Source organism: Burkholderia sp. AU31624 (assembly GCF_020420065.1).
Lineage (GTDB): Bacteria > Pseudomonadota > Gammaproteobacteria > Burkholderiales > Burkholderiaceae > Burkholderia.
Genome location: NZ_JAIZRT010000003.1, coordinates 233,347 through 246,331, shown reverse-complemented (window position 1 = coordinate 246,331; position 12,985 = coordinate 233,347). Strand labels below are relative to the sequence as shown.

At 67.4% G+C, this 12,985-nt stretch carries 13 protein-coding genes; 7 read left to right on the top strand and 6 right to left on the bottom strand.

The window, feature by feature from the left end; translation table 11 throughout:
- Position 1: 1 nt before the first annotated feature.
- Both LGM89_RS11440 and cobA read left to right on the top strand, forming a co-directional pair.
- Positions 2 to 1,318, top strand: a complete 1,317-nt coding sequence (locus LGM89_RS11440) for a sulfate adenylyltransferase subunit 1 (protein WP_226207132.1) — start codon at positions 2 to 4, stop codon at positions 1,316 to 1,318.
- A gap of 70 nt (positions 1,319 to 1,388) precedes the next feature.
- A complete protein-coding gene (gene cobA, locus LGM89_RS11435) occupies positions 1,389 to 2,138 on the top strand; it encodes a uroporphyrinogen-III C-methyltransferase (RefSeq protein WP_226273077.1) in 750 nt (249 codons plus the stop codon).
- An 81-nt stretch (positions 2,139 to 2,219) separates the two neighbouring features.
- Here the strand turns inward: cobA and LGM89_RS11430 are convergent, their stop codons facing one another.
- From LGM89_RS11430 to lptF, 3 genes are read right to left on the bottom strand one after another with little or no spacing between them, the layout of a single operon-like run.
- A complete protein-coding gene (locus tag LGM89_RS11430; protein WP_226207130.1) occupies positions 2,220 to 2,603 on the bottom strand; it encodes a sirohydrochlorin chelatase in 384 nt (127 codons plus the stop codon).
- Between the two features lie 27 nt (positions 2,604 to 2,630).
- Positions 2,631 to 3,779, bottom strand: coding sequence for an LPS export ABC transporter permease LptG (gene lptG, locus LGM89_RS11425; protein WP_124583051.1), 1,149 nt, complete (start codon positions 3,777 to 3,779; stop codon positions 2,631 to 2,633).
- 3 nt (positions 3,780 to 3,782) lie between these two features.
- Positions 3,783 to 4,874 carry an LPS export ABC transporter permease LptF gene (gene lptF, locus LGM89_RS11420; protein ID WP_089426121.1) on the bottom strand — a complete coding sequence of 364 codons (1,092 nt, stop codon included), beginning with the start codon at positions 4,872 to 4,874 and terminating at the stop codon, positions 3,783 to 3,785.
- A gap of 122 nt (positions 4,875 to 4,996) precedes the next feature.
- Between lptF and LGM89_RS11415 the strand changes: the two genes are divergently transcribed.
- The 3 genes from LGM89_RS11415 to LGM89_RS11405 are packed head-to-tail and all read left to right on the top strand — an operon-like array spanning position 4,997 to position 7,746.
- The gene (locus tag LGM89_RS11415) at positions 4,997 to 6,508 is read left to right on the top strand and encodes a leucyl aminopeptidase (protein ID WP_124583047.1); all 1,512 of its coding nucleotides are present in this window, start codon (positions 4,997 to 4,999) and stop codon (positions 6,506 to 6,508) included.
- A 34-nt stretch (positions 6,509 to 6,542) separates the two neighbouring features.
- Positions 6,543 to 6,959, top strand: coding sequence for a DNA polymerase III subunit chi (locus tag LGM89_RS11410; protein ID WP_039368072.1), 417 nt, complete (start codon positions 6,543 to 6,545; stop codon positions 6,957 to 6,959).
- A gap of 25 nt (positions 6,960 to 6,984) precedes the next feature.
- Positions 6,985 to 7,746, top strand: a complete 762-nt coding sequence (locus LGM89_RS11405; protein WP_226273076.1) for a DUF2486 family protein — start codon at positions 6,985 to 6,987, stop codon at positions 7,744 to 7,746.
- 142 nt (positions 7,747 to 7,888) lie between these two features.
- Here the strand turns inward: LGM89_RS11405 and LGM89_RS11400 are convergent, their stop codons facing one another.
- Both LGM89_RS11400 and ilvD read right to left on the bottom strand, forming a co-directional pair.
- Positions 7,889 to 8,215, bottom strand: a complete 327-nt coding sequence (locus tag LGM89_RS11400; protein WP_089426118.1) for a c-type cytochrome — start codon at positions 8,213 to 8,215, stop codon at positions 7,889 to 7,891.
- Positions 8,216 to 8,341: 126 nt separating this feature from the next.
- Complete coding sequence (gene ilvD, locus LGM89_RS11395) at positions 8,342 to 10,015, bottom strand: dihydroxy-acid dehydratase (protein WP_226273075.1); 1,674 nt, start codon at positions 10,013 to 10,015, stop codon at positions 8,342 to 8,344.
- A 135-nt stretch (positions 10,016 to 10,150) separates the two neighbouring features.
- Here ilvD and LGM89_RS11390 point away from each other — a divergent pair, with 135 nt between their 5' ends.
- Positions 10,151 to 11,065, top strand: a complete 915-nt coding sequence (locus tag LGM89_RS11390) for a LysR substrate-binding domain-containing protein (protein WP_089495442.1) — start codon at positions 10,151 to 10,153, stop codon at positions 11,063 to 11,065.
- An 89-nt stretch (positions 11,066 to 11,154) separates the two neighbouring features.
- Positions 11,155 to 12,045 carry a prolipoprotein diacylglyceryl transferase gene (gene lgt / locus LGM89_RS11385; RefSeq protein ID WP_069248621.1) on the top strand — a complete coding sequence of 297 codons (891 nt, stop codon included), beginning with the start codon at positions 11,155 to 11,157 and terminating at the stop codon, positions 12,043 to 12,045.
- 111 nt (positions 12,046 to 12,156) lie between these two features.
- On the opposite strand, the gene LGM89_RS11380 is transcribed toward lgt, so the two are convergent.
- Positions 12,157 to 12,897, bottom strand: a complete 741-nt coding sequence (locus LGM89_RS11380; protein WP_089426114.1) for an SIMPL domain-containing protein — start codon at positions 12,895 to 12,897, stop codon at positions 12,157 to 12,159.
- Positions 12,898 to 12,985: the final 88 nt, after the last annotated feature.

Below are 12,985 nucleotides of genomic sequence, written 5' to 3'. Positions count from 1 at the left end.
CATGAGCATCATCGAGAACACCGAAGACCTCGGCGTGCTGCGCTTCATTACCGCAGGCAGCGTCGACGACGGCAAGAGCACGCTGATCGGCCGCCTGCTGTACGACAGCAAGGCCGTGCTGTCCGACCAGTTGTCCGCGCTGTCGCGTGCGAAGAACAAGCGCACGGTCGGCGACGAGCTCGACCTCGCGCTGCTGACCGACGGCCTCGAAGCCGAGCGCGAGCAGGGCATCACGATCGACGTCGCGTACCGCTACTTCGCGACCGCGAAGCGCAAGTTCATCATCGCCGATACGCCGGGCCACGAGCAGTACACGCGCAACATGGTGACGGGCGCATCGACCGCGCACGCGGCGATCGTGTTGATCGACGCGACGCGCATCACGGTCGAAAACGGTGTCGTGCAACTCCTGCCGCAGACCAAGCGCCACAGCGCGATCGTCAAGCTGCTCGGGCTGCAGCACGTGATCGTCGCGATCAACAAGATGGACCTCGTCGACTACAGCGAAGCGCGCTTCAACGAGATCCGCGACGCATACGTCACGCTCGCGAAGCAGCTTGGCCTGAGCGACGTGCGCTTCGTGCCGGTATCGGCGCTGAAGGGCGACAACATCGTCGGCGCGAGCGAGCGCATGCCGTGGTACGCGGGCGAACCGCTGCTCGACGTGCTCGAATCGCTGCCGGTCGAGACGCAGGCGCATGACGCGCTGCGCTTCCCGGTGCAATGGGTCGCGCGCCAGGACGGCAGCTCGGCGGACGATTTCCGCGGCTACATGGGCCGGATCGAGTCGGGCGAAGTGAAGGTCGGCGACGAGATCGTCGTGCTGCCGTCGAACCGCACGGCGACGATCGCGGAGATCGTCGCGCCGGTGCCGGGCGGCACCGCGTCCGTGCCGCACGCATTCGCGGGCCAGACCGTGACGATCCGCCTCGCGGAAGACGTCGACGTGTCGCGCGGCGACATGTTCGTCACGTCCGGCGAGCCGGTCGAGCCGGCGAAGAAGCTCGAAGCCGATCTGTGCTGGTTCGACGAGACGCCGCTGTCGCCGCAGCGCAAGTACCTGCTGAAGCAGACCACCAGCACGGTGTTCGCGAAGATCGGCGGCGTCAAGCAGGTGCTCGACGTGCACACGCTGTCGCACGCGACCGACCGTCACGATCTGAAGATGAACGACATCGGCCGCGTCGCGCTGACGCTGCAGAAGCCGATCGTGTGCGACACGTACGACGCGCATCCGGGTACCGGTGCGTTCGTGCTGATCGACGAGGCGACGCATCACACGGTCGCCGCAGGGATGATCCGGGCGTTTTCGGCATGACCGGGCAACCGCGCCGCTTCGCGGCGGCGCGGGCCGGAGCCGACGCCCGCTGGAAGGCGAAGCGACAAACATGGGCAAGGTGTATCTGATCGGAGCAGGGCCGGGCGCGGCCGACCTCATCACGGTGCGCGGCGCGCGGCTGCTCGAGCAGGCGGACGTCGTGCTGCATGACGCGCTCGTCGAGCCCGCGATGCTCGACTACGCGCCGAATGCGCGCCGGATCGCCGTCGGCAAGCGCTGCGGGCAGCGCTCGACCGCGCAGCACTTCATCAACAAGCAGATCGTCGATGCGGCACGCGAGCATGCGTGCGTCGTGCGGCTGAAGGGGGGCGACCCGATGCTGTTCGGTCGTGCCGAAGAGGAGATGCGCGCGCTGGAAGCGGCCGGCATCGACTACGAGGTCGTGCCGGGCATCACCGCGGCGCTGGCCGGGGCGGCGACGCTGAAGCGTTCGCTGACGTTGCGCGGCGTATCGCGCAGCGTCGCGTTCGCGACGCACAGCCGCGCGCCGGGCAGCGACGAGATTCGCGAAGCCGCGCGCGCCGATTCGATGGTCTATTACATGGGCCGCGACAGCGCGCCCGGCATCGCGCAGGAGCTGATCGACGCGGGCCGTGCGCCGGCGACACCCGTGGCGATCGTCGAGGCGTGCAGCACCGCGCGCGAACGCACGCTGACGCTGACGCTCGCGCAGATGGCGGAGGGCGACGCGCAGGCGTGGCTCGATCCCGCGGAACCGAGCCTGCTGATGATCGGCGATGCATTCGCCGAGCGCGCCGGGCAGGCGAAAGCGGGCGATGCGCTGCAAAATGCGGCCTGAGCGGAATCCGGCTGGGGTCCCAAACGAAAAAAGCGCTGGCGGAAGCCGGCGCTTTTTCTTTGTGGGCCGTGACTGCGTGATTTACGCGCCGTCGCCGATCTGGTCGATGCAGTAGCGCGCGATCGCGTCGAGCACGCCGTCGTCTTCGCCGACGGCCGTCGCGCAGCGGATCTCGACACCCGGATGCACGGCGCGGCACGCGTCGACGAGCTGCGGCAGGTCGCGGCGGACATGGCCGCCCTGGCCGAAGAACACGGGCACCACGGTGATGTGCGTGCAGCCGGCCGCGACTTGCGCGGCGACCGCGTCGCCGAGCGACGGCGTCATCAGTTCGAGGAACGCGAGCGACACCTGTGCGGCGGGGGAGGGGGCGCCGCGCAGCCGCGCGGCGAGCCGCTCGAACGGCTCGGCCCAGCGCGGGTCACGCGCGCCGTGGCCGAACAGGACGATGCCGTGCGAATTCATGTCGAAGCCTCCGTCGCGACGCGGCGCTCAGTGCCGGTCGACCCACTTGAGCGCGAACAGGCCGAGCGCGAGATAGATCAGGCCCGGCGTCGCCGCGGTGAGCGGCGCGGGCCACGTGTTCAACGTGCCGATGTGCGAGAACAGCGTGTTGAGGAGCTGGAAGCTCATGCCGAGCATGATGCCGCCGAACACCTTCACGCCGACCACGCCCGCACGCGTGTGCAGGTACGCGAACGGCAGCGACAGCACGAGCATCACGAACACCGCGAACGGATACAGCAGCTTGCGCCACAACGCGATGTCGTAGCGCTGCGTGTCCTGCTGGTTCTCGTGCAAATGCTGGATGTAGCGGAACAGGTTGATGATCGACATGCGATCCGGCGACACGAGCAGCACCGACAGGATCTGCGGCGTCAGGTCCGAGCGCAGCCGGTACTCGGGCAGCGATACCTGCTGCGACCGGTACACGGGGTTCAGCGCGTCGGCTGGCTGGCCGCTGATCGGCTTGATCGGCGTCAGCTCGGTTTCGTTGACGCCCTTCAGCAGCCAGTGGCCGGGCGGCTCGTAGCGGCCCGTCTGCGCGATCCGCACGTTGCGCAGCTGGAATTTCGAATCGAATTCATAGATGCGCACGTTGCTGATCGTCGAGTCGGGCGACAGGCTGCCGACGTTGACGAAGCGCGTGACCTGCTCGCCGTTCTCGCGGGCCGCGAGTGTGTCCTTCACCCACACACCCGACTGGAAGTTCGACGACACCGACGCGCCGAGCGCCTGCAGCCGCACGCGTTCGGACAGCTGGTCGGCGTACGGGCCGACGAATTCGCCGATCAGGTAGGTGATGATCACGAGCGGCACGCCGATCTTCAGCAGCGAGCGCAGCGCCTGGTTGGTCGCGAGGCCCGACACGCGGAAGATCGTGAATTCCGAGTTCGCGGCCATCTGCGCGAACACGTAGATCGCGCTGATCAGCGCGGCGACCGGGATGATTTCGTAGAAGCGCGACGGGGTCTGCAGCGCGACGCGCAGCACCGCGTAGCCGAACTTGTAGTTGCCGTGACCGACCGAGTTCAGTTCGCTGATCAGGTCGAAGAAGAAGAACAGGCCCGAGAACGCGAACAGGATGAAGACGAACGTGACGTAGATCTGTCGCGCGAAGTACTTTTCATAGAGCCGCATCGATCATGCTCCCGAGCGGCCGAACAGCGCGCGTGTAAACAGCGGACGATTGCGCACGCGCAACCAGAAGATGAACGCGACGATCGCCGCGACGACCAGATGCAGGCCAACGAGCCCGACGCCGAACGACATCTTGCCCTGCTCGATCTGCGACTGCACCACGTTCAGCAGGTTCGAGTACGTGAGGTAGATCAGCACGGCCATCACGAGGTTGATCGTGCGGCTGCGGCGCGGGTTCTGGTACGACAGCGGAATGCCGAGCACCATCAGGTTGATCGCGATCAGCGGCAGCCCCGCGCGCCACGCGAATTCCGCGAGGTTGTCGTTCGTCGGGTTGCGCAGCAGGTCCGGCGTCGGCGTGCTGTTGGTGGTCTGCACGTTGGTGACCGGGGTGCTCGTGATCTTCACGCCATAGCGCTCGAACTCCATGATCTTGAAGTTCGGCTGGCCGGGCGTGCCGTCGTAGCGGCGGCCGTCCTCCAGGACCACGAAGCGGCTGCCGTCGCGCGTTTCCGTGTGCCCCGTCTGCGACACGACCACGTTGACCTTGCCGTTCTCGGTCGAGGTCACGAACACGTTCTGCACCTTGCTCTGGTCGGGCGTCATCTTCTCGATGAAGAACACGCGGTGGTTCGAGGCCGATTCGCGGAACTGGCCCGGCGCGAGCAGCGAGATCTCGTCGCGCTGCTGGAAGCGCGCCTTGATCATCTTGCTTTGCTGGTTCGACCACGGCCAGCCGACGAACGCGAAGAAGGCGATCAGCAGGATGATCGGCGTGGCGAACACGCCGATCGGCTTGATGAGGCGCGTGAGGCTCACGCCGGACGCGAGCCACACGACCATTTCGGAGTCCCGGTACCACCGGGTCAGCACGAACAGGATCGACACGAACAGCGTGACGACGAGCATCACGGCGAGGTAGCCGATCACGGTGAGGCCGATCAGCACGAGGACGTCCCGCGGATCGATTTCACCGGACGCGGCGTAGCCGACGATGCGGATCATCATCGTCGTGAGCATGATCGTGAGCAGCACCATGAACACGGCGCCAGCCGTATACGCAAGCTCGCGCTGGAGGGAGCGTTCGAAGATCATTCTTGATGAGAAGAGGGCGGGAGGCTGCGCACGCGTGGTGGAGCGCTCGCGCCGCCACGGGAAAAATAGCGGATAATTGCGGCTTTCATCCTTAGCCCAGATTTTATCCGAGGACAAGCGCGATGGACTTTAGCATAAAAGGCTGTGATTGGAGCAAAGGCGAGGCGAAGGGGTTCCTGACCGGGAAGTCCGACTGCATCGTGCTCGGCATCTTCGAGGCGCAGACCCTGTCGGGCGCGGCGCTCGATATCGACACGGCCACCAAGGGGCTGATTTCGCGCGTGATCAAGGCCGGCGACATGGACGGCAAGCGCGGCAAGACGCTGTTCCTGCACGAAGTGTCGGGCATCGGCGCGTCGCGCGTGCTGCTCGTCGGCCTCGGCAAGCAGGATGCTTTCAATCAGAAAGCCTATAACGATGCCGTGACGGCCGCATGGCGCGCGCTGCTGGCGACCAAGGTCGTCCAGGTCACGTTCACGCTCGCGCAACTGCCGGTCGACGAGCGCAGCTCCGACTGGGGCGTGCGCGCGGCAATCCTCGCGCTGCGCAACGAGACCTACCGCTTCACGCAGATGAAGAGCAAGCCGGAGCCGGCGTCGCACACGCTCAAGCGCGTCGTGTTCAGCGTCGATCCGTCCGACGAAAAGGCCGCGAAGGTCGCGGTCAAGCAGGCCGTCGCGCTCGCGAACGGGATGGATCTCACCCGCGACCTCGGCAACCTGCCGGGCAACGTCTGCACGCCGACCTACCTCGGCAACACCGCGAAGAAGATCGCGAAGGATTGGGGCCTGAAGGCCGAAGTGCTCGGGCTCAAGCAGATCCAGGCGCTGAAGATGGGCTCGTTCCTGTCGGTCGCGCGCGCGTCGGTCGAGCCGCCGCAGTTCATCGTGCTGCACTACCAGGGCGCCGCCGCGAAGGCCGCGCCGGTCGTGCTGGTCGGCAAGGGCATCACGTTCGACACGGGCGGCATCTCGCTGAAGCCGGGCGAGGGCATGGACGAGATGAAGTACGACATGTGCGGCGCGGGTTCCGTGCTGGGCACGATGCGTGCGGTCGCCGAGATGGGCCTGAAGATCAACGTCGTCGCGATCGTGCCGACCTGCGAGAACATGCCGGGCGGCAACGCGACGAAGCCGGGCGACATCGTCACCAGCATGAAGGGCCTGACGATCGAGGTGCTGAACACCGACGCCGAAGGCCGTCTGATCCTGTGCGACGCGCTCACGTATGCCGAGCGCTTCAAGCCGGCTGCGGTGATCGACGTTGCCACGCTGACGGGCGCGTGCGTGATCGCGCTGGGCGGCCACAACAGCGGCCTGTTCTCGACGGACGACGCGCTCGCGGGCGAGCTGCTCGACGCGTCGCGCGAGGCGAACGACCCGGCATGGCGCATGCCGCTCGACGACGAGTACCAGGATCAGCTGAAGTCGAACTTCGCGGATCTCGCGAACATCGGCGGGCGTCCGGCCGGCGCCGTGACGGCCGCGTGCTTCCTGTCGCGCTTCACCGACAGCTATCCGTGGGCCCACCTCGACATCGCGGGCACCGCATGGAAGGGTGGCGCGGCGAAGGGCGCGACGGGCCGTCCGGTGCCGCTGCTCGCGCAGTTCCTGATCGACCGCGCCGGCCAGTGATGGCGGTGTTGACGACGCAGCGGGTACGCGGGCAATGACGCGGATCGATTTCCACTCGAACGTCGGCGATTCGCTCGCGTACGCGTGCCGGCTGCTGCGCAAGGCCTACCTGGCCGGGCAACCGGTCGTCGTGCTCGCCGAGCCCGCGCGCCTGCGCGCGCTCGACGAGCGGCTCTGGACGTTCTCGCCGCTCGATTTCATCCCGCATTGCGGTGTCGACAGCGAGCACGCCGCCGGCACGCCGATCGTGCTGGCCGCGGATCTCGACCGCGCGCCGCATCATCACGTGCTGCTGAATCTCGGCGCAGCCGTGCCCGCGCAGTTCGCCCGCTTCGAGCGCCTGCTCGAAGTGGTCGGCAATGCGCCGGACGAGCTGGCCGCGGGCCGCGATCGCTACCGGTTCTACCGCGACCGCGGTTACGCGCTGAACAACTACAAGCAGGGCAGCTAGCCGCAACCGTCAACGGAGTGTTCCCGTGACCGAAGCCGATTCATCCTCGATCCCGACGCTGACCGACGTGCTGGTGCCGGGCAAGCCGGTGCCAGCGCGCTCGCCCGCGCCAGACGTACCGCAGCCGGCGGCCAACGCGGCGATTCCGGTGCTCACCGACGTGGTCGTGCCGCACGCCGCAGATGCGGCGCCGGCCGATTCCATCCAAAGTGAACGCGACCCCGATTCCGTCGTGGTCGAATGCGTGCCGACGCCGCACGTGCCGGCGGTCGAACTGCCGGGCGACGTGGCGACGGCTGCCGCGGCAGCGATGGGCGAGACCGACGCGCCGGCCGAACCCGGCGCCGCGGAGCACGTGGTCGCCGAAGATTCGGCGGCAATGCGCGCGCCGCTGCAATCGTCGCTGGCCGACGCCGATGTGCCGCTACCCGCGTTCGCAGCGGTGGCGCACGAGGCGGTGGGGCACGCGCGTGAAGTGCACCTGCCGGAGGCCGTCGTACCAGTCGCTGCGCTGCAGCCGGAAGCGCAGGCTGCAGCCGGGCTGACACCGGAAGATGCACAGCACATCGCCGAGCGCCTGCGCAATCGCCTGACGAACTATCTGACCGGGGAAGGGCGCGACGCGATCGAAGCCCGCTGTCGCGATGCGCTGCATGAGCACTCGGCCTGGCTGGTCGGCCAGATCACGCGCGAAGTGGCGCTGGCGCTGGAAACCGAGGTGATGGACTGGGTCCGCGACGCGGTCGACGAAGAGATCGCACGACGCCGCGCCGGTCATTCCGGCTAAGCAACGGGCGTTTCGCTGAAAAGCGGGGTGCGATTCCAGTAAAGGCCGGTGAAGCTACCGGCGGGGTACTGCACGGGTGAGTCGGATATGCCCGCCAGTCGCCGGAATCCGGCAGGTTGGCTATTCGGCCCGGGCGTTCGGATCAGCGCACCGACAGCACCCATTGCGCGAGCGTGTGGGCTTCGCTGTTCGTCAGTTGCGTATTGGCGGGCATCGGCACGCCGCCCCATACGCCGACGCTGCCTTTCACGATCGACTGGGCAAGGTAATCGACGGCGTCGCCGCGCGGCGCATACTTGCCGGCGATGTCGTGGAACGACGGGCCCATCAGCGGCTTGCCGATCGCGTGGCAGGCCATGCAGTTCTTGCGCTGGGCCAGCGCGAGCCCGTCGGCCTGGTCGGCGCGCGCCGCTGCCCCGCTGCCGATCAGCAAGGTGGCGAGCAGGACGCGCAATATCGAGTGTTTCATGCGGTTCTCCGCCGGCGGGGACGGCCGGCTACATGGTCCGCGCATTATAGAAGCAAAGGGAAAGCGCGTTTTGCGCGTTCCCCGGCGGCCATGTTTATCGGGGTCGCATGGCTTGACGTGCCCGGATCAACCCGTAACGGCGCCCTGGTTCGCCGGGCGGGCGAGCGCCGCGAATTTCGCGAGCACGCCGCGCGTGTAGCGTGGCGCCGGCTGTTGCCATGCGGCGCGGCGGCGCGCGAGTTCCGCATCGTCGACGTTCAGTTGCAGCAGCAGCCGATGCGCGTCGATCGTGATGGAGTCACCCTCTTGCACGAGCGCGATCGTGCCGCCGACGAACGCCTCGGGCGCGACGTGGCCGACCACCATCCCCCAGGTGCCGCCCGAGAAGCGGCCGTCCGTGATGAAGCCGACCGATTCGCCGAGCCCCTTGCCGATGATCGCCGACGTCGGCGCGAGCATTTCCGGCATGCCGGGGCCGCCCTTCGGGCCGAGGTAGCGCAGCACGAGGATGTCGCCGGCGCGGATCCGGTCGCCGAGAATCGCATCCATCGCGCTTTGCTCGTCGTCGAACACGCGTGCCGGGCCCGTGATCACCGGGTTCTTCAGGCCGGTGATCTTCGCGACCGCGCCGTCTTCCGCGAGATTGCCCTTCAGGATGGCGAGGTGGCCTTCCTTGTACAGCGCGCGGTCGATCGGGAAGATCACGTCCTGGTCCGCGCGCGGCACGCTCGGCACGTCCTTCAGCTCGTCGGCGAGCGTGCGGCCGGTGATCGTCATGCAGTCGCCGTGCAGCAGCCCCGCGTCGAGCAGGAGCTTCAGCACCTGCGGAATCCCGCCGGCCCGGTGCAGGTCGGTCGCGACGTACTTCCCCGACGGCTTCAGGTCGCAGATCACGGGCACGCGCTTGCGGATGCGCTCGAAGTCCTCGATCGTCCAGTCGACCTCGGCCGCGTGCGCGATCGCGAGGTAGTGCAGCACCGCATTGGTCGAGCCGCCCGTCGCCATGATCACCGACACCGCGTTCTCGATCGACGCCTTCGTGATGATGTCGCGCGGCTTCAGGTCGCGCTTCACGGCTTCGACGAGCACGCGCGCCGATTCGGCAGCCGAATCGACCTTCTCCTGGTCGGGGTTCGCCATCGTCGACGAGTACAGCAGCGACATCCCGAGCGCCTCGAACGACGAGCTCATCGTGTTCGCGGTGTACATGCCGCCGCACGACCCCGACGTCGGGCAGGCGTTCTGCTCGACGCCTTCGAAATCCTCCTGCGACATCCGGCCCGCGGTGAACTCGCCGACCGCCTCGAACGACGACACGATCGTCAGGTCCCGGCCTTTCCAGTTGCCGGGGCGGATCGTGCCGCCATACACGTAGATGCCCGGCACGTTCAGGCGCGCGAGCGCGATCATCCCGCCCGGCATGTTCTTGTCGCAGCCGCCGACCACCACCACGCCGTCCATCCATTGCCCCTGCACGCAGGTCTCGATGCAGTCGGCGATCACCTCGCGCGACACGAGCGAGTACTTCATGCCTTCGGTGCCCATCGACATGCCGTCCGAAATCGTCGGCGTGCCGAAGATCTGCGGGTTCGCATCGGCCGCCTTCACGGCCGCGACGGCGGCGTCCGACAGGCGCTGCAGGCCGGAATTGCACGGCGTGATCGTCGAGTGGCCGTTCGCGATGCCGATCATCGGCTTGTCGAAATCGTCCTTCTGGTAGCCGAGTGCGTAATACATCGAGCGGTTCGGCGAGCGGGCCACGCCTTGCGTGATGTGCTGCGAGCGACGGTTGTAAGCCATGGGGGACTCCATCGTTGTCTGGGCAACGCCGTCGAGCGGCGCGCCGGTTCGGATCAGTCAAGCATGGAGTGTCCGGATTGGGATGTCCAATATATTATTTGTCGCTTATTAAGTCGTTCTTCGAATGAGAGAGCCATGGCCGATCCGACTCCCGACCTGCGCCAGTGGCGCTATTTCGTGACCGTCGCCGACGAGCGCCATTTCGGCCGCGCGGCCGAACGCCTGTCGATGACGCAGCCGCCGCTGTCGCAGGCGATCCGTGCGCTCGAGGATGCGCTCGGCGTCGCGCTGTTCGCGCGCACCAAGCGCTCGGTGGCGCTGACGGCGGTCGGGGCGGCGCTGCTGCCGGACGTGCGCCGGCTGCTTGCAGCGGCCGATGCGTTGCCGCCGCTGGCGCGACGGCTCGCGCGCGGCGAGGCCGGCTCGCTGTCGCTCGCGTTCGTGTCGACCGCCGATTACGGGCTGCTGCCCGCGCTGCTGCGGGCGTTCGGTGCGCGCTATCCGCAGGTGCGGCTGCAACTCGCGGAGGCGACGAGCGACGTGCAGATCGACGAGCTCGTCGCGGGGCGCATCGACGCGGGGCTCGTCATTCCGCCCGTGCCGCCGCGCCACGCGGCCGGGCTGTCGTACCTGCCCGTCATGCGCGAGCCGCTGGTGGTGGCGATGCCGGCGGCGGCGAGCGATGCGCCGGAAGACGAGCCCGTCCGTCTCGCCGAGGTTGCCGCGTTGCCGCTCGTGATCTTTCCGCGTCGTCTGGCACCCGGCTTTTATGACATCATTACGGGCTGCTACGGCGCGGCGGGGGCAACGCCGCACATCGGCCAGGAGGCGATCCAGATGCAGACGATCGTCAGCCTCGTGTCGGCCGGCATGGGCGTCGCACTGGTGCCGCAATCGCTGCGTAACCTGCGGCGCACCGGCGTGGTCTACCGGCCGCTTGCCGATCACGCGCCGGTCGTCGAGACAGGCCTCGTGTGGCGCACCGGTGACGTGAGCCCCGTGCTGGCCGGCTTCATCGATGTCGTGCGCGCGCAGGGCCTCGCCACGTGACGTGAACGATGACGCGCCGGTGCCGTCCAACGCGCGGTGCGGCGCGTTTGCGACGGCCGTACCGCATTCGAAAACTTCTTCGCTAACCCATGATCATTCACCCGAATTTCGACCCCGTTGCGATCCATCTCGGGCCGCTGGCCGTGCGCTGGTACGGGCTCATGTATCTCGTCGGCTTCATCGCGGCGATCGTCGTCGGCCGGATCCGGCTGAAGCTGCCGCACGTCGCGGCGCAGGGCTGGACCGCGAAGGACATCGACGACATGATGTTCTACGGCGTGCTCGGCACCGTGCTCGGCGGCCGGCTCGGCTATGTGCTGTTCTACAAGGCCGATTTCTACTTCTCGCATCCGCTCGACGTATTCAAGGTGTGGGAAGGCGGCATGTCGTTTCACGGTGGCTTCCTCGGCGTGACGCTCGCGATGATGTTGTTCGCGTGGCAGCGCAAGCGCCACTGGCTGCAGGTCACCGACTTCGTCGCGCCGATGGTGCCGACGGGGCTCGCGGCCGGCCGGCTCGGCAACTTCATCAACGGTGAGCTGTGGGGCCGCGTGACCGACCCTTCGGCACCGTGGGCGATGCTGTTCCCGGGCGCGATGCGCGACGATGCGGCATGGTTGCCGAAGCATCCGGAGCTCGTCGAGAAGTGGCATCTTGCCGACGTGTTCATGCAATACCAGATGCTGCCGCGCCATCCTTCGCAGCTCTATGAAATCGCGCTCGAAGGCATCGCGCTGTTCTTCGCGCTGTTCTTCTTCGCGCGCAAGTCGCGGCCGATGGGCGCCGTGTCCGCGCTGTTCCTGATCGGCTACGGCCTCGCACGTTTCACGGTCGAGTTCGCGCGCGAGCCCGACGACTTCCTCGGCCTGCTCGCGCTGGGCCTGTCGATGGGGCAGTGGCTGTCGCTGCCGATGATCCTCGCGGGCGTCGCGCTGATGGTCTGGGCGTATCGCCGCCGCGCGGCGCATGCCGCTGCGTGACGCGATGTCGATGCACGTGCGATCGGCGCGTGCATCGGCGCCATGCAGGTCAACGCAAAACGCCGGCCCTCAGGCCGGCGTTTTTCATTTCGGACTGCCGTGCGCTGCGCGTTACTTCATCTGCACGGAGCCGTTGACGGTGACCGACACGGTGGCCTTGCCGCCTTCGACCGCGATCGGCGCGCTCATCTTCGCGCTGTCCATCGGCGCCGCGGCCATCGCCATCATGCGCGGGTACGGCTGTACGTTGCGGCCGCCGCCGACGTTCACGTCGCGGATCGTGTAGCTGCCGTAACCGAATGCCTTCGCGGCTTCGTCGGCGCGGGCGCGGAACGACTTGATCGCTTCGGTCGTCAGCTTTTGCTCGGCCGCGCGCTGCGCTTCGGGCGACAGCGAGAACTCGACGTTCGCGACCTGCATCAGGTTCGACAACTGGCCCGCAAGCTTCGACGCGGCAGCGAAATCGCGCGATTCGAGCGCCACTTCAGTACGACCGCGCCATGCGGAGATCTTGCCGTCACGATCGGTGCTCGGGTACACGGAGAATGCGCCCGTGTGTGCAGTGACGCCCGATACGCCCTTCGCCTGCGACAGCGCTGCATCGGCGCGCTGGTTCAATTGCGCGGTGAGGCTGCCTGGATCCTTGGCCTGCTGCTCGTAGAACAGCGTGATGTGGATGATGTCCTGCGGCACGTCCGCGCTGGCCTGCGACGACAGCGACAGCACGCCTGCCGGCTCCGGAAAGTGCGGGTTCGCGGTTTGCGCGTGCGCGGCGGTCGACGCGAGCGTCAGCGCGGCGGGAACGGCGGCGGCAAGGGCGAGCGACAGCGCGAGTGCGGATTTCTTGGTCATTGTTGGACTCCTGGTGCGAGGGCGTGCACGCGGATTGCGCGTGCACGACGCGGGCGTACCGCGCGACGAAAAAAACGACAGCCGGCCC

Bases quoted from the DNA above. Each gene is read 5' to 3' on its own strand.
- LGM89_RS11440 (WP_226207132.1), top strand. From the start codon at position 2: ATGAGCATCATCGAGAACACCGAAGACCTCGGCGTGCTGCGCTTCATT.
- cobA (WP_226273077.1), top strand. From the start codon at position 1,389: ATGGGCAAGGTGTATCTGATCGGAGCAGGGCCGGGCGCGGCCGACCTC.
- LGM89_RS11430 (WP_226207130.1), bottom strand. From the start codon at position 2,603: ATGAATTCGCACGGCATCGTCCTGTTCGGCCACGGCGCGCGTGACCCG.
- lptG (WP_124583051.1), bottom strand. From the start codon at position 3,779: ATGCGGCTCTATGAAAAGTACTTCGCGCGACAGATCTACGTCACGTTC.
- lptF (WP_089426121.1), bottom strand. From the start codon at position 4,874: ATGATCTTCGAACGCTCCCTCCAGCGCGAGCTTGCGTATACGGCTGGC.
- LGM89_RS11415 (WP_124583047.1), top strand. From the start codon at position 4,997: ATGGACTTTAGCATAAAAGGCTGTGATTGGAGCAAAGGCGAGGCGAAG.
- LGM89_RS11410 (WP_039368072.1), top strand. From the start codon at position 6,543: ATGACGCGGATCGATTTCCACTCGAACGTCGGCGATTCGCTCGCGTAC.
- LGM89_RS11400 (WP_089426118.1), bottom strand. From the start codon at position 8,215: ATGAAACACTCGATATTGCGCGTCCTGCTCGCCACCTTGCTGATCGGC.
- ilvD (WP_226273075.1), bottom strand. From the start codon at position 10,015: ATGGCTTACAACCGTCGCTCGCAGCACATCACGCAAGGCGTGGCCCGC.
- LGM89_RS11390 (WP_089495442.1), top strand. From the start codon at position 10,151: ATGGCCGATCCGACTCCCGACCTGCGCCAGTGGCGCTATTTCGTGACC.
- lgt (WP_069248621.1), top strand. From the start codon at position 11,155: ATGATCATTCACCCGAATTTCGACCCCGTTGCGATCCATCTCGGGCCG.
- LGM89_RS11380 (WP_089426114.1), bottom strand. From the start codon at position 12,897: ATGACCAAGAAATCCGCACTCGCGCTGTCGCTCGCCCTTGCCGCCGCC.